Origin of the sequence: Roseomonas elaeocarpi, assembly GCF_042433915.1 — a bacterium.
Classification (GTDB): domain Bacteria; phylum Pseudomonadota; class Alphaproteobacteria; order Acetobacterales; family Acetobacteraceae; genus Roseomonas; species Roseomonas elaeocarpi.
This window is the reverse complement of sequence record NZ_JBHLUN010000008.1, coordinates 37727-54785: the sequence shown is the minus strand read 5'-3', so window position 1 is coordinate 54785 and position 17059 is coordinate 37727. Positions and strand designations below refer to the sequence as shown.

The following is a 17059-nucleotide window of genomic DNA, read 5'->3' as shown; positions in this document are numbered from 1 at the left end:
CTGCGCGGCGTCAAGACGAAGGCGTCAGAGGCGTCGCGTCACGGGGCGTCGCGTCAGGCGCGGCGAAGCTCCCTGCGCCGCTCAGTCCGCGCCGTAATCCACCACGGGGCAGAGCACGGCATCCCCGCCATGGAGCAGCGCCGGCAGGCGTCGCGGCAGTTTCGCGAAGGGGACGCGCACCGTGCAGAGCACGTCCAGCGCCGGATCCTCCAGCAGTTGCAGCGCCAGGGCGAGTCGCTCCCCGTAGGTGCGGCGGCCGCGCATCGCGGGCGAGACCTGTCCCACCTGCGTCGAGATCAGCCGAAGCCGCCGCGCGTGAAACGCCTCGCCCAGCGGCAGCGACACGGCGCGGTCACCGAACCAGGAGGCTTCCAGGATGCGCGCTTCGGTCGCGGCGCAGCGCAACGCCAGCTGCAGCCCCGCCTCGCTGGCGCTGGCATGGATGATCAGCTCGCGCTCCGCCGGCGCATCGTCGGGCAGGCGGAAGCGCAGTCCCAGCGCTTCCGCAATCGCCTGCTTGCCGCCGTCGCTGTCCACCACGACCAAGTCGATCCCCGGCATCCGCGCGAGCAGCCGCGCCACCAGCAGCCCCACCACGCCGGCGCCGATCACGGTGGCCCGCTCGCCGGGCAGGGGCGCCGCGTCCCAGAGGATGTTGAGCGCCGTTTCCATGTTGGCGGCCAGCACGGCGCGCGCGTCGGGCACGGCACCGGGCACCGGCACGCACATCGCGGCGGGTGCCAGGAAGCGGTCCTGATGCGGGTGCAGCACGAAGACGCGCTGGCCGATCCGCTCGGCGGGCCCGCGCTCCACCACGCCCACCGCGGCGTAGCCGTACTTCACCGGATGGGGGAACTCGCCCGCCATCAGCGGGGCGCGCATCGCGGCGTACTGGCTTTCCGGCACCCGCCCGCCGAGCACGAGCCGCTCCGTCCCGCGCGAGATCCCGCTGTGGAGCGCGCGGATCAGCAGCTCCTCCGCGTCAGGCTGGCGCAGCACCTCGCGCCGCAGCTCCGCCCGTCCTGGCGCCACGATCCAGAGGGCCCGCGCCTCACCCGCCGCGTTCACGCCGGCACGCCGTCCCGCCGGCCCGGTCGCGCCCCGTCGAGGGGAATATCCAGCAGAACATCCTCGCCCAGCGGATAAACGCTCCAGCGCACGCGCAACCCATCGTCGATGCAGAGCGCCTCGGGCAACACGAAGGAGGGGCGGCCCGAACCCAGGATCACCGGCGCCACCGTCAGGTGCAGCCGGTCCAGCAGCCCCGCGGCCAGGAAGCGCGACACCGTGACGCCGCCGCCTTCCACGAACACCCGGCCGAGCCCGCGCGCGCGCAGCGCCCGCAGCACCGATGGCAGGAAATCCTCGCGCGGCAGGGGCAGCAGCTCCGCCGATCCGTGCCGGTCCGCGGTGCCGCAGCGGTCGGTGGCGCGCGCCAGGATCGTGGGCGGCCCTTCGCGGAACAAGCGGTGGTCGGGTCCGAGGCGCCCGTCAGGGTCCAGCACCACGCGCACGGGATGGGAACCCTCGCAGTGGCGCGTGGTCAGCTGCGGGTCATCCGCCGCCACGGTTCCGGCGCCCACGATCACGGCGTCGAACAGGGCGCGCAGGCGGTGGGTGTGCAGGATGTCGCCCGCGCCGCCGATCCACTGGCTGGCCCCGCAGGCCGTGGCGATCCGCCCGTCCAGCGTCTGTGCCAGCCGCCCGAGCACGATCTCGGGCCGGTCCAGCAGCGGCGCGAAGAGTCGCGCCACGGGGTGGTCCGGCACCGGACCCTCGCCCCGTCGTGCCCGCAGCAGCATGGACCAGGCGTCGTCGTCTCCCATGCCGGGAGCTTGCCGCAGTCACGGGCGGGTGACCATCCCGATGCGTGATCGGGGTCGGCGATGCAGCGGACCGTGCCGCGCCCGCCAGCCCTGGCCCGTTCGCGCTGTTTCAGGCCCGCGTCGCGAGCGCCAGCGACGGCGCCAGCCGCGAGGCGGCGTTGTAGCCACCGCGCCCGTAGGTGGCCGGGCGCGCGTGCGGGATGGCGGCGGTGGCGATGGTCTCGATCACCCGCGCCTGCAGGGCGATGGCGCGCTCCAGCAGCCGCCGGTTCTCGTCGGACAGGGTCTTGAGACGGGTCGACAGCGCTTCCGCCGCCACGCGCTCCGTCGTGTCGGGGCGCGAGGCGGTGCGATGGACCGCGCCGTGCGCCGCCGCGAAGGCTTCCGAGGCGCGGATCTTGGCTTCCGCCAGCTTCGCCGCGCTCACCATGTCGAAGCGCGACAGCGCCTCGTTCTCGGCATCCAGCGCGTCGGCCAGGCGAAGGCCGGCGTTGATCAGCGACTGCATCATCATGGGACGGATTCTCCGTTGTGGGGTGTTGAGGAAGTGTTGCCGGCCCCATGACCGGTGCTGGCGCTGTCAGGGGCAGGGGAAGGATGGCCGCCGGAGGCCGACTGCATCCGCAGCATCTCCCCCATCACCGACTGCGACAGGCCGATGCCGCCGCGGCGGACCCAGGCCTCGGCATAGGCATCCACCAGCATCGGCCGCCACTGCGCCTCGGCCTCGCCGCCGCCGAAGGCGCTTTTGTCATTGGCGGCGGCGTTGAAGGCGGGCTGCAGCAGGGCGCTCAGCGTCTGCGACTCGAACTTCGCGGCGGCCTTGCGCATGGCGGCCGGGTCCTGCGCCATGCCGAGCTGGGGCGTGGCGGGCGCGACCGGCGCGGCGGTGGGGGAAGCGGGGAGGCTGCCCATCTCAGCGGACCTCCAGCTCGGCCTGCAGGGCGCCGGCCGCCTTGATGGATTGCAGGATGGTGATCATGTCGCGCGGCCCGACGCCCAGCGAGTTCAGTCCGTTCACCAGTTCCTGCAGGGTGACGGAGCGCGGCAGGATGCCCAGGCGACGGCCGTTCTGGTCGTCCACCTGGATGCCGGTGCGCGGCACCACAGCCGTTTGCCCGTTGCTCAGCGGCGCCGGCTGGCTCACCTGCGGGGTTTCGGTGATGCGGATGGTCAGGTTGCCCTGCGCGATCGCGACGGTGGAAATCCGCACGTCGGCGCCCATCACGATGGTGCCCGAGGCTTCCTCGATGATCACCCGCGCCGACTGGTCCGGCGTGATGCGCAGCTGTTCGATCTCGCCCAGCAGGCCCGGGATGTCGCGGCCATGCGTCAGCAGCACCACGGTGCGCGGGTCGGTGGCGGTGGCGACACCGCCCAGCCTGCCGTTGATGGCGGCGGCGATCCGCTGCGCCGTGGTGAGGTCGGGGTTGCGCAGGCTCAGCCGCAGCCGGTCCTGGCCCGCCAGCTCGAAGGGGATCTCGCGCTCCACGATGGCGCCGTTGGCGATGCGCCCGGCTGTCGGCACGCCTCGCTGGACGGAGGCAGCCGCCCCCTTGGCGCCGATCGCGCCGGTGGCCAGCGCCCCCTGCGACACGGCGTAGACCTCGCCATCCGCGCCCAGCAGCGGCGTCACCAGCAGCGTGCCGCCGGTCAGGTTGGTGCTGTCGCCCAACGCCGACACCGCCACGTCGATGCGCGACCCGCTGCGCGCGAAGGAGGGCAGGTTGGCCGTCACCATCACCGCCGCGACGTTGCGGGTGTCGAGCTGCTTCTCGTTGTCGCGGGTGTTGACGCCCAGCCGTTCCAGCATGCCCACCAGCGACTGGCGGGTGAACACCGCGGTGCGCAGCTTGTCGCCGGTGCCGGGCAGCCCGACCACGAGGCCGTAGCCCACCAGCTGGTTGTCGCGCACCCCCTCGACATCCGCCACGTCCTTGATCCGCACCTGTGCCGCCGCCGGCCCCGCCGCGAGAAGCAGCGCCGGCAGCGCCAGCAGCAGCGCGAGCACCGGCAGCATCCGGCGGCCCGTCCGCGATGCCCACGCGAAGCGCACCGGGTTTTCGGTTCGGAAAGAGGTTCTGTGCAGGATGTCGCTCATCTCGGAGCGGGGAGGGGCAAGCGACGTGCCGCCCCGCAGGCAGGGATAAGCGGCAGAAACTGCCGGGCGGGCGGCCAAACCCGCCGGGCTGCGGCACAGGAGGCGGCAGGATGCACCGCATCGGCGACATCAGGGGGGCCGGGCCCGTGGCCGGGGGCAACCGCGCGCGCCGCGCCGCCGCCGGCGGCTTCACGCTGCCGGAGGAGACCACCGAGGCGGGCACGGCCACCGCCGCGGCGCCGCTGGCGGCCGTGGGGCTGCTGGCGATCCAGGAAGAACCGGACGACCCGGCGGAACGCGACCGCCAGGGCCGGCAACGCGCCGCGGCGATGCTGGAAGAACTCCAGGCCCTGCAGCGTGAGCTCCTGAGTGGCCGCGCCGACCCGGCCCGGCTGGAGCGGCTGGCCAGTCTGGCGGAAGGCCGCGCCGCCTCGGACCCGGTGCTGGCCGATGCGCTGAGTGCCATCGCGCTGCGCGCCAGGGTTGAAATCGCCCGTTACGAGGGCAGAAACAACCGACGGTGAGAGATTCGTCTCGGAATCGTCGCAACGGAGCACTTGGCGGGGCAGCCATGCGCCTTGTATGAACCTCGCGGTTTCGTGGGCCGGGAATGCCGCCGGCTCGCACGACGCTCATAGGGATTGCGCGCGATGCTGATGACGCTTCCGCCGGACTACCGCCCGTCCGATGTCGAGTCCTTCATGAATACCCAGCAGCTGCAATACTTCCGGCAGAAGCTGCTGCGCTGGCGCCTCGACCTGCTGCGGGAGGCCGGCGAAACGCTGACCTCCATGGGGCAGGGGGGGATCATCGAGGCCGACCTCACCGACCGTGCCAGCGTGGAAACCGACCGTGCCCTCGAACTCCGCACCCGCGACCGTGCCCGCAAGCTGATCTCCAAGATCGACCAGGCGCTGGAGCGGATCGAGAACGGCACCTACGGCTACTGCGAGGAGACCGGCGAGCCGATCGGCCTCAAGCGCCTGGAAGCCCGCCCCATCGCCACGCTGTCGATCGAGGCGCAGGAGCGGCACGAGCGGATGGAGCGTGTCCACCGCGACGACTGATCCCACAGGACCCGCGGTTCGGGCCCGAAACCCGGCTCCGCGATCCGGGTTCCCGGGGTCAATGGCCCGATCCGGGTTCCTAGAGGCCGAGCCCCCAAAGGGCCGAGCCCCCGGCTTACCTGCCTGGAGTCGAGTCGCCCCGGCACAGGACGCCCCAGCACGGGACCCTTGGCCTTGGGCGAGCGACCCGGTCGCCGGCGCCGTCGTGAGGCCCGTGCCGCTGCAGCCGACCGGACCCTGGCGCCCTCAGGAGGCCAGCAGCCGCGACGTTGCTTCCACCCCTTCGCTGTCCGGGAAGGCGGCGGCGATGGCGCGGGGCGGCAGCTTGAGGTGGTCGGCCAGCAACCCCTTGGCCAGCGCCCGCAGGTCGGTCGTGGGCTGCAGGTCGCGGTTCTCGAACAGGTTGTTGGGGCTCAAGCCCGGCCAGTCGCCGCCGATCCGTCCGCCGGCGATCGCGCCGCCGGCCAGGAAGGCCACGCCCGCCGTGCCGTGGTCCGTGCCGGCCGAGCCGTTGGCCCGCACCGTGCGGCCGAACTCCGTCATCACCAGCACCGCCGTGTGCTTCCAGGCCGGACCCAGCGTCGCCTGCAGCGCCGCGATCCCGCTGTCGAGCTGCATCAGCGGCGCGTTCAGCCGCCCCATCTGGGCGTCGTGGGTGTCCCAGCCGCCGATCTCCAGCGCCGCCACGCGCGGCCCGTTGGGTGCCGCCAGCAGCCGCCCCGCCGCTTCCGCCAGGTCGGTGAAGCCGGACCGCTGCTGCTTCGGGTTGCCCAGCAGCTCCGTGCTCATGCCGCGCGCCCGCATCCCCTCGGTCATGGCCGGGCCGATCACCGGGTCCTCGTGGTTCAGCTCCATCAGCCGGGCGTAAAGGTCCGGGTCCGGCCGGGCGGAGCGCGCCGCGGCGTACATCGCCACCGGAACATTGCCGCGCATCAGCAGCGGCAGGTCCAGCCCCACCACCAGCCCAGTGCGCGCGTGGGCCGCGGTTTCCGGCATCGCCGCCAGCGCCCGGTTCAGCCAGCCGGAGCTCAGCCGCTGCTCGGCGCCGCTTTCCAGCATGTCCTGCGCGTCGAAGTGCGAGCGCGAGCGGTAGGGCCCGGCGGCGGCATGGACGATCAGCAAACCGTTCTCGCGATAGATCCGGTGCATGCTGGCGAGCCTCGGGTGCAGCCCGAACTTGCCGCCAAGGTCGAGCAGCCCGTTCTCCCCCCCAGGCTCGGGCAGCGCCAGCGGCCCGCGCAGGTCGCGCCAGCCCGGCTCGCCATAGGCCTGCACCACGGCCAGCCCGTCCATCGCGCCCCGCAGCAGGATCACCACCAGCCGCGCATCGCCCTCGGGGCCTGCGCCGAAGGCCAGCCGCGCGTTGCCCGCCACCGCCAGCGAGGTGAGGCCCAGCAGCAACCCGCGCCGGCCGATTTTTGGAAGATGTGGCATGCTCATCGCCGCTGGAACTCCGGGCTGCCGAGAATAAGGGTGAGGGCGTCGCGGTTGGAGCCGGCCCGCATCACCGCCTGCTGGGTTTCCGGCCGCGCCAGGGGCCCCAGCACCGTGTCGAGCACCGCCTTGCTGTCGAGGCGCGAGAAGCGCCCCGTCATGCCGTGCGCCTGGTCGATGCGCTGGAGCATCCCTTCCGGCGTCACCCAGTCGGCGGCGGTGTCGCCCCAGCCATTGGGCTGCGGCGCGATCCAGGGCGGCTGGTTCAGCACGGTGCAGATATTGGCCGCGAACTCCCCGTACCCCGCATCGGCGCCCAGCGCGCGCAGGCAGCTCACCACGTAGTCCTGGGGCGCGCGCAGCTTGTTCAGCGGCGTGGTCCAGCTTTCCTCCATGGTCACCAGCATCCGCGACGTGGCGCCGAGATCGCCGCCGGTGTCGCGCAGCACGCCCTCCAGCTTGGCCACGGCAGCCGGCGGCGGGTCGTCCGCCACGAAGTGCCGGGCGAGCTTGATCGCCAGGTGCTTGTGCGTCGCCGGGTGGTCGGCCAGCCAGCGCAGGGCCTCCTCGATCGAGGCTTCTCCGGGCGCGAAGGTGCGGCCCATGATGGTCTTGGTGCCGGGCTCGTGCAGCTCGGGGCGGAACACCACGCCCATCGGGTCCTTGGTGGCCTCGATGTTCAGCCCCGTCAGCAGCCGCGCGAAGCTGGTCACGTCCTCCTGGGAATAACCGGCGGCGGGCGAGAGCGTGTGCAGCTCCATCACCTCGCGCGCCAGGTTCTCGTTCAGGCCCAGGTGCCTTTGCAGCCCCCGCTGGCTGTTCGGCCCCACCGAGGTGTTCTGGTTGAGGTACAGGATCATCGCCGGGTGCCGCGTCACCGCCACCACCATGTCGGCGAAGCGGCCCGTCAGGTGCGGCCGGATCGCCTCGCGCATCATCGGCCCCGCGAAAACCCCGGTCAGGGATTCCCGCCGGCTGACCGTGAAGTGGTTGAGCCAGAAGCTCACCAGCCGTTCCCGGAAGGGCTGGTCGGTGGTGATCAGCTGCCCCATCCAGGCCTTCCGCTCGGCACCAAAGAGCTGGAGGCTGCCCGTGCTCGACACCTGGATGCGTTGCCCGCGCGGCGTGACGCGGTAGGCCTGCACGACGGGGGGTGCCGCGCCGGGCGACCCGCCCCCGGCGGCCATGCCGTTCCCGCCGGCCATGCCGCCCGTGGTACCGCCGCCGGCCATGCCGCCTGGGGCCATCCCGCCAGCATCCGCCATGCCCCCGCCGGACGCCCCGGCACTGCCCGGCATCGCGGCACCTCCGGACATGGTCCCGGCCGCCGCGTTCCCCGGTCCTGCTGTCCCGGGGCTCATGCTTCCGCCGCCGGCCTGCATGGCGGCGGTCCGCTCCCGCTGGGCGCGGTTGTAGTCCCGGTCGTCGCGCCAGACCTCGAAGGCGTCGAGCGTGGTAGGCAGGTGGTCCCAGCCCTCAGGCAGGGCCCGCGGCGCATCGGGCGCGGCCAGCTGGTCGAGCAGCCAGGCTCGCGGGTCGTCCACGGCGCCATCCCCCATGCGGGGACCCAGGCCAAAGCGGATCGGGGCGATGGCGCTGCGTGCGTCCATGGAGCGTTGCGGCCTCACGAAGTCTCGGGCACCTGCCTAACACGGGGCCGCCCGGGGCGTTGCAACGAAGAGTGACCCGTCCGCGTTGCCCAAGCTTGATTTTCGCGCCCGGACAGCGCACATGTCCGCCCGCGAAACCGGGGCCCGAGGGGTCCCCAGCACCCCTGGCAGAAACCGGATGGGCGGGCGAGGCGGCGAAGGCCGACCCCGAACCCGCCCCGACGCATTCCCCGCGCGGCTCGCGCGGCGACCTATTGGAGGCCCACCGTGGCGCGCATCCCGCTCGAGCGAATTCGCAACATCGGCATCACGGCGCATATTGACGCCGGCAAGACCACCACCACCGAGCGTATCCTCTACTACACCGGCAAGTCCCATAAGATCGGTGAGGTGCACGACGGCAACACCACCACCGACTACATGGACCAGGAGCGTGAGCGGGGGATCACCATCACCTCCGCCGCCGTGACGGCCGTGTGGAACGACTACCGCATCAACGTCATCGACACGCCCGGCCACATCGACTTCAACATCGAGGTGAACCGTTCGCTGCGCGTGCTCGACGGCGCGGTGTTCATCATCGAGGGCGTGGCCGGCGTGCAGCCGCAGTCCGAGACGAACTGGCGCCTAGCCGACCGCTACAACGTGCCGCGCATCATCTTCATCAACAAGCTCGACCGCACCGGCGCCGACTTCTACCGCGCCGCCGCCACGCTGACCGAGAAGCTGGGCATCAACTGGGTCGCCCTGCAGCTGCCGATCGGCATCGAGGACAGCCTGAAGGGCGTCGTCGACCTGGTCGAGATGAAGGCGCTGATCTGGGAAGGCGACGAGCTGGGCGCCAAGTACCACGAGGCCCCGATCCCCGCCGACCTCGCCGACAAGGCCGCCGAGTACCGCCAGACGCTGCTCGACACCGTGCTGTCGGTCGATGACGCCGCCATGGAGGAGTACTTCGACAAGGGCGACGTGAGCGTCGAGACCCTGAAGAAGTGCATCAAGAAGGGCACGATCTCCGGCGAGTTCCGCCCCGTCTTCTGCGGCTCGGCCTTCAAGAACAAGGGCGTGCAGCCGCTGCTCGACGGCGTGGTGGACTACCTGCCGAGCCCGGTCGACATCGAGGGCATCAAGGTCGCCCCGGAAGAGGGTGAGGACGAGGAAGCCGAGCGCCGCGTGATCCCCGCGCGTGAGGACGCGCCCTTCGCCGGCCTGGCGTTCAAGATCATCAACGACAAGTACGGCAACCTCACCTTCGTGCGCGTCTACCGCGGCGTGCTGCGTTCCGGCGACCAAGTCCTGAACACGACCAAGGGCCACAAGGAGCGCGTCGGCCGCATGTTCCAGATGCACGCCGACAAGCGCGAGGAGATCAAGGAGGTGTTCGCGGGCGACATCGCCGCCTTCGTGGGCCTGAAGGACACCGGCACCGGTGACACCCTGGCCGACGCCTCCGACGCCGTGGTGCTCGAGCGCATGGCCTTCCCGGTCCCCGTGATCGACATCTCCGTCGAGCCGAAGACCAAGGAAGGCATCGAGAAGATGACGCTCGGCCTTCAGAAGCTGGCGGGTGAGGACCCGTCGCTGCGCCTGAAGACCGACCAGGAGACCGGCCAGACCATCCTGTCGGGCATGGGCGAGCTGCACCTGGAGATCATCATCGACCGCCTGCGCCGCGAGTACGGCGTGGACGCCAACATCGGCGCCCCGCAGGTCGCGTACCGTGAGACGATCTCGAAGTCCCACACCGAGACCTACACCCACAAGAAGCAGTCGGGTGGTTCGGGCCAGTTCGCCGAGGTGAAGATCACCTTCGAGCCGCTGGAGCGGAACACGGGCATCGAGTTCGTGAACGCGGTGGTCGGCGGCACGGTGCCGAAGGAGTACATCCCGGCGGTCGACAAGGGCATCAAGGTCCAGGCCGACACCGGCGTGCTCGCCGGCTTCCCGACGGTGGACTTCAAGTTCACCCTGGTGGACGGCAAGTACCACGACGTCGACTCGTCCGCCCTGGCGTTCGAGATCGCCGGCAAGGCCTGCTTCCGCGAAGGCATGAAGAAGGCCGGCCCGGTGATCCTGGAGCCGATCATGGACGTGGAAGTGACCACCCCGCAGGACCACGTCGGTGACGTGGTGGGCGACCTGAACCGTCGTCGCGGCGTGATCCAGTCGCAGGACATGGCCGGCACCTCGGTCATTGTGCGCGCCCACGTGCCGCTGAAGGAGATGTTCGGCTACATCTCCAACCTCCGCGGCATGACCAAGGGCCGTGCGTCGTTCTCGATGCAGTTCCACCACTACGATCCGGTGCCGCGCAACGTCGCGGACGAGATCATGAAGGCCAGCGCCTGATCTTCAGGCGCGACCCGGCCACGGCAACCCCCAAGGGTGCCGCGGTCGGCGGCTTCCGCTGAGAACCCCGCGCGAGCGGGGTCCCGGCGGGCCAGGGTTGAATACGGAAACGGCGCAGCTGGATCATCCAGCCGCGCCGTTCTTCGTTTCAAAAGGGCGACTCTTCGTTTCAGGGAGGCGACCTGCACGCCGTGCGGTTCCGGCGGGGCGCCCGCCGTGGCCGGGGCTGTCCCACGGAACTCCGCGGCGGCTCGGACCCGCGGCAGGCTGGGCGGAATGTGGGGGCAGGCAAGCAGTGATCGGCTGGCCGTCTTCCAGCGCCTGATGGCGGTGCGGGCCTTCCTCTGAAAACGGTCTTCCCGCGTGGCCACGGCCGGCGTCCCTCACGCTGCCCGGCAGGCAGCTGGACGCTGTTGGGGCCGAGACCGGGCGTGATCAGCCCGGCAAGGCTGCCCGGCGCCGCGATACGGCACCGGGCAGCGCGGGCTCAGCGCCCGCTGATGTTGAAGTTGATCGGCACGGTGGCGGAGAAGACGTCGTCCGAGAACTCTTCCGGGATGGGCGGCAGCGAAGCCCGCTGCACCGCTTCCAGCCCGGCCTCGTCCAGCATCTCGTTGCCGCTGCTGCGCCCAACGCTGGCGGAGATCAGCGACCCGTCGCGCCGCATCCGGAAGGTCACGTAGACCACGCCTTCCTGGCTTCGCTGCAGGGCGAAGGGCGGGTAGCGCTTGGCACGGTTCACCGCCGCCGACAGGCGCTGCGCCCAGTTCGCCGGCGGACCGGCCGAGGCCATGCGCGGCCGCGACGGCGCGGCGGGCGCTGCCGGGGCGGCCGGTGCCACGGGCGCGGGCGGCGCGGCATAAGCCTGCAGGTTCGGATCCGCACGCTCCACCGGGCGCGCCACCTGTGGGCGGGGCGGCGTCGGGCGCGGCGGCGTGGGCCGGGGCTGCGGCGGGCGTGGCACGGGCGGCGGGGGCGGTGCGGGCGGCGGCGGTTCCGGCAGCGCCTCGGCCAGCTCGGGCGGCGGTTCCGGCGCGGGCTCAGGTGGCGGCGGCTCGGTGGCGGCCACGGGCGGCGGCTCGGCCGCGGCCATGACCGGCGGCGGCTCCGTCGGCTGCACCGGGGGCGGTTCGGCGGCCTGCACGGGCGGCGGTGGCTGACTGGCCTGCACCGGCTGCGGCGGGGTGGGCGTGACCGCCTCGGCCACCGGCTGCGCGGGCGCGTCCTCCTGGCTCTCGCTCGGCGGTGCCGGGTCCTCGGCGGCCACAGTGACCTCCAGCGGTACCTCGGCCGGCGGCGGCGGGGGCTCGCTGTGCGCCATGAACAGCGGCACGGCGACGGCGGCGTGCAGCACCACCGAGCCCCCCCAGCCGAGGAGCCTCCAACGGGCGTTCATCGGCTCAGCGTGCCTGAACGGGCGCGGCCGTGGCCTCCGCCTCGGCGATCAGCGAAACCTTGTTGATGCCGGCGCTGTTCAGACGCCCCATCACCCGCAGCACCACGCCGTAGGGCGCTTCCCGGTCGCCGCGCACGTAGACCGGCGTCTCGTCGTTGCCGCCCTGCGCCGCCTTGATCTTCGCGGCCAGCTCAGCCTCCGGCACCGCGTCCTGCTTGATAAAGGTCGAGCCGTCGCGCCGCACCGTCAGCACCACCGGCGGGATGGGCGAGGCCGCGCGCGCGGCCGAGGTCTTGGGCAGGTTCACCGGCACGCCCACCACCATCATCGGCGCCGCCACCATGAACACGATCAGCAGCACCAGCATGACGTCCACCAGCGGCGTGACGTTCATGTCCGACATCGGGCGACCGCTGTCCTCGTCCTCGCCGCCCAGGTCCATCGAGCCGAAGGCCATCGCGGCTTACTCCGCCGCGGCGTGGCGGCGGCGGGCACCCTGCCGGCGCGACAGCGCCGCCGCGAAGTCGTGCGACGCGGCATTGCCCTCGGTACGCAGCCGGCCGATGCGGATCGCGAAGCGGTTATAGGCCATCACCGCCGGGATCGCGGCCACCAGGCCGATCGCGGTGGCGAACAGCGCCTCGGCGATGCCCGGCGCCACCACGGCGAGGCTGGTGTCGTTGCTGGCGGCGATGCCCTGGAAGCTGTTCATGATGCCCCAGACCGTGCCGAACAGGCCCACGAAGGGCGCGACCGAGCCGGTGGTGGCCAGGATCGGCAGGCCGGGCTCGGCGCGGCGGATCAGCCGGCCCAGCACGGCGCGCATCGCGTGCTCGATGCGCTGGCGGAACTCGGCGCGGCTCTCGTCCTCGTCGCGGCCTTCCTGCCATTCCGCCATACCGGCGCGCAGCACCTGCGCCGACAGGCCCTCGCCCTGCGACGCGTCCTCGCCCTTGAGGTCGCCGCGCACGAACTTGGTCAGGCGCCGCACCTCGCGGTGCAGCTTGCCCAGGGTCACCGCCTTCTCGATCATGATGGCCCAGCAGGCGACCGAGGCCAGCACCAGCAGCACCATCACCAGTTTCACCACGATGTCGGCCTGCAGAAACAACCCGAGCATGCTCAGGTCGTGCGCGACGGGCACCGGGATGGTGGGGAGCGTGGCGGCCGGGGCGGCGGCGTCGGGGTTCATGATCGGGCCTCGCTTACTTCTCGAAGTTCACGCCGGTGACGCGCGACGCGGTGGTGATGCGGGCGGCGCAGGCGGCGCGTGCGTCATCGCCCTTGTTGCAGGCGAGAACGTCGTTCAGCAGCACGCTGCCGATGTTCTCGCAGGGCAGGGCGGACAGGTCGAAGACCCGCGCCATGGTTTTGGCCCCGGGCAGGGGGCCGACATCCAGCGCCAGGCGGCGCGCGATCACGCCGTCCTTGCCGAACAGCAGCAGGTCGAGGCGCAGCGGATCGAGCGCCTCCGCGCCCGGGTTGCGCATCAGCAGCCAGGCGCGGCAGCCGGCGGCGGGCTTGAGGTCGGGCTGCGGCTCCAGCCGGTTCAGCTCGATCGTGATCGGCGCCGGGTCTTCCGCCCGCGCGGCGGCGGGCGCCAGCGTGAACAGCGCCGCGGCCAGCCCCGCGAAGGCGAGGCCGCCACGGCGCGGCGAGAACGGGGAAGGGGCGCCGGCGGCGCGGGCACTGGGGATCATGGTGGCCGACATCCGATGTTGCGGCCGTCATGCGGCAGCGCGTCTCGCTTAGCAAGTAAGAATTGTTTGCATTATCACGGAGGCAGCGCCGCGCCGCACACAGCCCGGGCAGGCCGCGGCCGTCGGCCTCCGCCCGCCCGTCGCCACGAGCGAGCCACGTCCCGCTGAAGTTTCGATCGGCTCACGCTTCGGCGCCGTGCGACCGGGGGCGGTCGGGCTCGGACCGGGGCGCGCGTCATCCGCCGGCACACCCGGCCGGATCGCAGGTCATCGCGCCCGCCAGCCCCCCCGCAGCCCCGGCCAGACGGTACGCCTCGCGCCGCGCCGTCCCGCCGGGTCTCAGACCGCTTCGGCCCGGTACTGCTCCCAGCCGCGCGCGCGCAGCTCGCAGGCCGGGCAGGTGCCGCAGCCGTAGCCCCAGGGGTGCCGGTGCGTGCGGTCGCCCAGGTAGCAGGTGTGCGTATCCTCCACGACGCGCTCGACCAGCGCCTCGCCGCCGAGTTGCTCCGCCAGCACCCAGGTCGCGCGCTTGTCGCGCCACATTAGTGGCGTGTGCAGCACGAAGCGCCGGTCCATGCCGAGGTTGATCGCCACCTGCAGCGCCTTGAGCGTGTCGTCGCGGCAGTCCGGGTAGCCGCTGTAGTCCGTCTCGCACATGCCGCCGACCAGGTGCCGCAGCCCCCTCCGATACGCGAGCGCCGCGGCAAAGGTCACGAAGAGCAGGTTGCGCCCTGGCACGAAGGTGTTGGGCAGCCCGTCCTCGCGGAAGCGGATCTCGGCCTCGCGCGTCATCGCCGTGTCCGAGATCTCGCCCAGCACGCCGAGCGGCAGCGTGTGGTCCGCGCCCAGGCGCCCGGCCCAGCGCGGGAACTCCGCCGCGATGCGTTCCCGGAAGGTGGCGCGGCACTCGAGCTCGACCCGGTGGCGCTGCCCGTAGTCGAAGCCCAGGGTTTCCACCCGCTCCCACCGCTCCAGCGCCCAGGCGAGGCAGGTGGCGCTGTCCTGACCGCCGCTGAACAGCACCAGCGCGCCTTCCGGCGCCGGTGCGGCCGGCCCAGGCGCGGCCGCCTCCGAACTGGCCACCCCTGGCCCAGCCGTCTCCCGACTGGCCACGTTTGAGCCAGCACCCGGAGCGGACGTCCCCGCCGCTTCAGTCATTCCTGATCCTGTTTCTCATCCCGCCGCGCCGCAACCTTCCAGCCGTTCTACCGCCCAGGCCGCCGCTTCCGCCACCACCGGGTCCGCGTCACCCAGCAGCGCGCGAGCGGTCGGCAGCAACGACGGATCGGCGGAATTGCCGATGGCGTTCAGCACGTTGCGCACGAAGCGGTCGCGCCCGACGCGCTTGACCGGCGAGCCCGAGAAATGCGCCCGGAACCCCGCATCGTCCAGCGCCGCGAGCGCCCGCAGCTCCGGCGCCACCAGGTCGTCCCGCGCGCGCAGCAGCGGCTCGCGCGCCGCCTGCGCCCACTTGTTCCAGGGGCACACCGCCAGGCAGTCGTCGCAGCCGTAGATGCGGTTGCCCATCAGCGGGCGAAGCTCGTGCGGGATCGGCCCGTGATGCTCGATCGTCAGGTAGGAGATGCAGCGTCGGGCATCGAGCCGGTAGGGCGCTGGAAAGGCCGCGGTGGGGCAGGCCGCGAGGCAGCGCTGGCAGCGCCCGCAATGATCGCCCTCCGGCGCATCCGGGGCGAGCGACAGCGTGGTGTAGACCTCGCCCAGGAAGAGCCACGAGCCGTGGGTGCGCGACACGAGGTTGGTGTGCTTGCCCTGCCAGCCGAGCCCGGCCTCGCGCGCCAGGGGCTTTTCCGCCACCGGCGCGGTGTCCACGAAGACCTTCAGCTCCGACCCGGCCCACTCGGCCACCATCCAGCGCGCCAGTGCCTTGAGCCGCTTCTTCACCACGTCGTGGTAGTCGCGGTGGCGGGCATACACGCTGATGTTGCCCACATCGGGCCGCGCGAGGTTGGCCAGCGCATCGCCCTCGGGCCCGTAGTTCATCCCTAAGGACACTATCGACACCGCCTCGGGCCACAGCGCGCGCGGATGGGCGCGCTGCGCGGCACGGTCCTCCATCCAGCCCATGCTGCCGTGCATGCCGTCATCAAGGAAACGTCCCAGCCGCTCGCGCACCTCCGGCCCGAGTTCCGCCCGCGCGAAGCCCACGGCGTCGAAGCCCAGCCGCAGCGCCTCGGCACGGATCGCGTCGCGCGCCGCGGCGGGATCGAATTGACGCGGCGACGCGCCGGCGTCGCGTCGGGCGACGGCATCGCGCGGGGCCGCAGGGTCGGGCTGGGTCGGAACCGCGTTGGCATCGCCGGGCGCGACGAGATCGGGCGCGGCTGAAGCGGGCGTCGCGGAACCGGTCGCGCCGGCCGTGATGGCGCGGGCCCCGCACGGCACCACCACCGGTGCGCACGCCCGGCTGGCAGGGGGCGCCTGCGTGCCGGCGCCGTCACCGGCAGGCTCCGCCGGCAGGATGAGCAGGCTTTCGGGCATCTTCGCCGCTATCTGCGGTTCCGCCGATCCCGGTGCAAGCGCGGAACACGCGGTGCTCCTTCCGTGCCAGGCCGGCCGCGCGACGCCGAAAGGCCGGCTGCCCGGTTGTCCGCCATGCCCGGCGGAGGGAGGATGCACCCGGCATCGCAGGGGAAGCAAACGCATGGAACAACACGGATCGGCAGGGGTCGCTGGTCAGGTCACGGCGGGACGCGGCGAGTTCGCCGGGCGGCGCGTGGCGGTGATGGGCGGCAGCCGCGGCATCGGCCGGGCCATCGCGCTTTGCTTCGCGCGCGAGGGCGCCTCGGTGTCGATCTGCGCCCGCGGCGCCGGGCCGTTGGAGGAAGCGCGCCAGGCCATCGCGGCCATCAACGGCCTGCTCGGCGCCACCGCCCATGCCGGGGTCTGCGACCTGGGCGACGCGGCCGCCATCGCCCGCTTCGTGCCGGAAGCGGCGGCGGCGCTGGGCGGCCTCGACGTGCTGGTGAACAACGCTTCGGCCTTCGGCTACACGGATGACGAGGAAGGCTGGGCCGCCTCGCTGAGCGTCGATGTCATGGCGGTGGTGCGCGCCACCCAGGCGGCGCTGCCCTTCCTACGCGCCGGAACCGGTGCCTCGGTGGTCAACATCGCCTCGATCTCGGCCTACCGCGCCTCGTCGCGCGCGGCGCCCTACGGCGCGGCCAAGGCGGCGGTGTCGCACTACACCGCCAGTCAGGCTAAGATCCTGGCGCCCGAGCGCATCCGCGCCAACTGCGTCGCCCCGGGCTCGATCGAATTCCCCGGCGGCTTGTGGGAGGAACGGCGCCTGAAGGGCGAGGCCCTTTACGACCGCACCTTGGCGTCGATCCCCTTCGGCCGCATGGGACAGCCGGAAGAGGTGGCGGAGGTGGTGTGCTTCCTGGCTTCCGACCGGGCCCGCTGGGTCACCGGGCAAACGCTGGCGGTGGATGGCGGGCAGCTGGTCGGGCCCTAGGCGGGGCGCAACGCCTCCCGCGGCGGGGGAGGGGCATCGTCCTCCCGACCCCCGGTGGGGCGGGGCTTCCGCGACCCATGCACGACCGTGGCGCCCAGGAT

17 protein-coding genes are annotated in these 17059 nt (G+C 72.3%); 4 read left to right on the top strand and 13 right to left on the bottom strand.

Annotated features, from left to right (window positions below; genetic code table 11):
• Window positions 1-81: 81 nt before the first annotated feature.
• The 5 genes from ACFFGY_RS11690 to ACFFGY_RS11670 form a co-directional block, all read right to left on the bottom strand.
• Entirely contained in the window at window positions 82-1068 is a 987-nt protein-coding gene (locus tag ACFFGY_RS11690; protein WP_377044675.1) for a zinc-dependent alcohol dehydrogenase, read from the bottom strand.
• Complete coding sequence (locus ACFFGY_RS11685) at window positions 1065-1826, bottom strand: RibD family protein (protein ID WP_377044674.1); 762 nt, start codon at window positions 1824-1826, stop codon at window positions 1065-1067. The genes ACFFGY_RS11690 and ACFFGY_RS11685 overlap by 4 nt, the downstream gene beginning before the upstream one ends.
• A gap of 109 nt (window positions 1827-1935) precedes the next feature.
• Entirely contained in the window at window positions 1936-2340 is a 405-nt protein-coding gene (locus ACFFGY_RS11680; RefSeq protein WP_377044673.1) for a hypothetical protein, read from the bottom strand.
• Window positions 2337-2741: a rod-binding protein gene (locus ACFFGY_RS11675; RefSeq protein WP_377044672.1), complete on the bottom strand. Its 405-nt coding sequence runs from the start codon at window positions 2739-2741 to the stop codon at window positions 2337-2339. The genes ACFFGY_RS11680 and ACFFGY_RS11675 overlap by 4 nt, the downstream gene beginning before the upstream one ends.
• A gap of 1 nt (window position 2742) precedes the next feature.
• Entirely contained in the window at window positions 2743-3846 is a 1104-nt protein-coding gene (locus ACFFGY_RS11670; RefSeq protein WP_377044671.1) for a flagellar basal body P-ring protein FlgI, read from the bottom strand.
• Window positions 3847-4037: 191 nt separating this feature from the next.
• On the opposite strand from ACFFGY_RS11670, the gene ACFFGY_RS11665 reads away from it, so the two are divergent.
• Together ACFFGY_RS11665 and dksA are read left to right on the top strand one after the other, a co-directional pair.
• Window positions 4038-4451, top strand: coding sequence for a flagellar assembly protein FliX (locus ACFFGY_RS11665; RefSeq protein WP_377044670.1), 414 nt, complete (start codon window positions 4038-4040; stop codon window positions 4449-4451).
• A gap of 129 nt (window positions 4452-4580) precedes the next feature.
• On the top strand, window positions 4581-4994 hold the full coding sequence (gene dksA, locus ACFFGY_RS11660) for an RNA polymerase-binding protein DksA (protein WP_377045041.1): 414 nt from the start codon (window positions 4581-4583) through the stop codon (window positions 4992-4994).
• Window positions 4995-5240: 246 nt separating this feature from the next.
• Here dksA and ACFFGY_RS11655 read toward each other — a convergent pair whose 3' ends face one another.
• Both ACFFGY_RS11655 and ACFFGY_RS11650 read right to left on the bottom strand, forming a co-directional pair.
• Window positions 5241-6428 carry a DUF1501 domain-containing protein gene (locus ACFFGY_RS11655; RefSeq protein ID WP_377045040.1) on the bottom strand — a complete coding sequence of 396 codons (1188 nt, stop codon included), beginning with the start codon at window positions 6426-6428 and terminating at the stop codon, window positions 5241-5243.
• A gap of 2 nt (window positions 6429-6430) precedes the next feature.
• Entirely contained in the window at window positions 6431-8038 is a 1608-nt protein-coding gene (locus tag ACFFGY_RS11650; RefSeq protein ID WP_377044669.1) for a DUF1800 domain-containing protein, read from the bottom strand.
• A 267-nt stretch (window positions 8039-8305) separates the two neighbouring features.
• On the opposite strand from ACFFGY_RS11650, the gene fusA reads away from it, so the two are divergent.
• Complete coding sequence (gene fusA, locus ACFFGY_RS11645; RefSeq protein WP_377044668.1) at window positions 8306-10387, top strand: elongation factor G; 2082 nt, start codon at window positions 8306-8308, stop codon at window positions 10385-10387.
• Window positions 10388-10874: 487 nt separating this feature from the next.
• Here the strand turns inward: fusA and ACFFGY_RS11640 are convergent, their stop codons facing one another.
• The 6 genes from ACFFGY_RS11640 to queG form a co-directional block, all read right to left on the bottom strand.
• Window positions 10875-11783: an energy transducer TonB gene (locus tag ACFFGY_RS11640; protein WP_377044667.1), complete on the bottom strand. Its 909-nt coding sequence runs from the start codon at window positions 11781-11783 to the stop codon at window positions 10875-10877.
• Between the two features lie 4 nt (window positions 11784-11787).
• Window positions 11788-12240, bottom strand: a complete 453-nt coding sequence (locus ACFFGY_RS11635) for an ExbD/TolR family protein (protein ID WP_377044666.1) — start codon at window positions 12238-12240, stop codon at window positions 11788-11790.
• 6 nt (window positions 12241-12246) lie between these two features.
• Window positions 12247-12975 (bottom strand): MotA/TolQ/ExbB proton channel family protein, encoded by a 729-nt coding sequence (locus ACFFGY_RS11630; RefSeq protein WP_377044665.1) that lies wholly within the window; start codon window positions 12973-12975, stop codon window positions 12247-12249.
• Between the two features lie 13 nt (window positions 12976-12988).
• Window positions 12989-13483, bottom strand: coding sequence for a Tat pathway signal protein (locus ACFFGY_RS11625; protein WP_377044664.1), 495 nt, complete (start codon window positions 13481-13483; stop codon window positions 12989-12991).
• Between the two features lie 339 nt (window positions 13484-13822).
• Window positions 13823-14566 carry a 7-cyano-7-deazaguanine synthase QueC gene (gene queC, locus ACFFGY_RS11620; RefSeq protein WP_377044663.1) on the bottom strand — a complete coding sequence of 248 codons (744 nt, stop codon included), beginning with the start codon at window positions 14564-14566 and terminating at the stop codon, window positions 13823-13825.
• Window positions 14567-14656: 90 nt separating this feature from the next.
• Window positions 14657-15982, bottom strand: coding sequence for a tRNA epoxyqueuosine(34) reductase QueG (queG, locus tag ACFFGY_RS11615; protein ID WP_377044662.1), 1326 nt, complete (start codon window positions 15980-15982; stop codon window positions 14657-14659).
• Between the two features lie 163 nt (window positions 15983-16145).
• Between queG and ACFFGY_RS11610 the strand changes: the two genes are divergently transcribed.
• A complete protein-coding gene (locus ACFFGY_RS11610) occupies window positions 16146-16958 on the top strand; it encodes an SDR family NAD(P)-dependent oxidoreductase (RefSeq protein ID WP_377044661.1) in 813 nt (270 codons plus the stop codon).
• The last annotated feature ends 101 nt before the right edge of the window (window positions 16959-17059 follow it).

Excerpts from the sequence above, each read along its gene's own strand:
- ACFFGY_RS11680 (WP_377044673.1), bottom strand. The coding sequence starts at position 2,340 with ATGATGATGCAGTCGCTGATCAACGCCGGCCTTCGCCTGGCCGACGCG.
- ACFFGY_RS11625 (WP_377044664.1), bottom strand. The coding sequence starts at position 13,483 with ATGATCCCCAGTGCCCGCGCCGCCGGCGCCCCTTCCCCGTTCTCGCCG.
- ACFFGY_RS11640 (WP_377044667.1), bottom strand. The coding sequence starts at position 11,783 with ATGAACGCCCGTTGGAGGCTCCTCGGCTGGGGGGGCTCGGTGGTGCTG.
- ACFFGY_RS11675 (WP_377044672.1), bottom strand. The coding sequence starts at position 2,741 with ATGGGCAGCCTCCCCGCTTCCCCCACCGCCGCGCCGGTCGCGCCCGCC.
- ACFFGY_RS11610 (WP_377044661.1), top strand. The coding sequence starts at position 16,146 with ATGGAACAACACGGATCGGCAGGGGTCGCTGGTCAGGTCACGGCGGGA.
- ACFFGY_RS11655 (WP_377045040.1), bottom strand. The coding sequence starts at position 6,428 with ATGCCACATCTTCCAAAAATCGGCCGGCGCGGGTTGCTGCTGGGCCTC.
- ACFFGY_RS11665 (WP_377044670.1), top strand. The coding sequence starts at position 4,038 with ATGCACCGCATCGGCGACATCAGGGGGGCCGGGCCCGTGGCCGGGGGC.
- ACFFGY_RS11670 (WP_377044671.1), bottom strand. The coding sequence starts at position 3,846 with ATGCTGCCGGTGCTCGCGCTGCTGCTGGCGCTGCCGGCGCTGCTTCTC.
- queG (WP_377044662.1), bottom strand. The coding sequence starts at position 15,982 with ATGCCCGAAAGCCTGCTCATCCTGCCGGCGGAGCCTGCCGGTGACGGC.
- ACFFGY_RS11635 (WP_377044666.1), bottom strand. The coding sequence starts at position 12,240 with ATGGCCTTCGGCTCGATGGACCTGGGCGGCGAGGACGAGGACAGCGGT.
- ACFFGY_RS11685 (WP_377044674.1), bottom strand. The coding sequence starts at position 1,826 with ATGGGAGACGACGACGCCTGGTCCATGCTGCTGCGGGCACGACGGGGC.
- ACFFGY_RS11650 (WP_377044669.1), bottom strand. The coding sequence starts at position 8,038 with ATGGACGCACGCAGCGCCATCGCCCCGATCCGCTTTGGCCTGGGTCCC.
- ACFFGY_RS11630 (WP_377044665.1), bottom strand. The coding sequence starts at position 12,975 with ATGAACCCCGACGCCGCCGCCCCGGCCGCCACGCTCCCCACCATCCCG.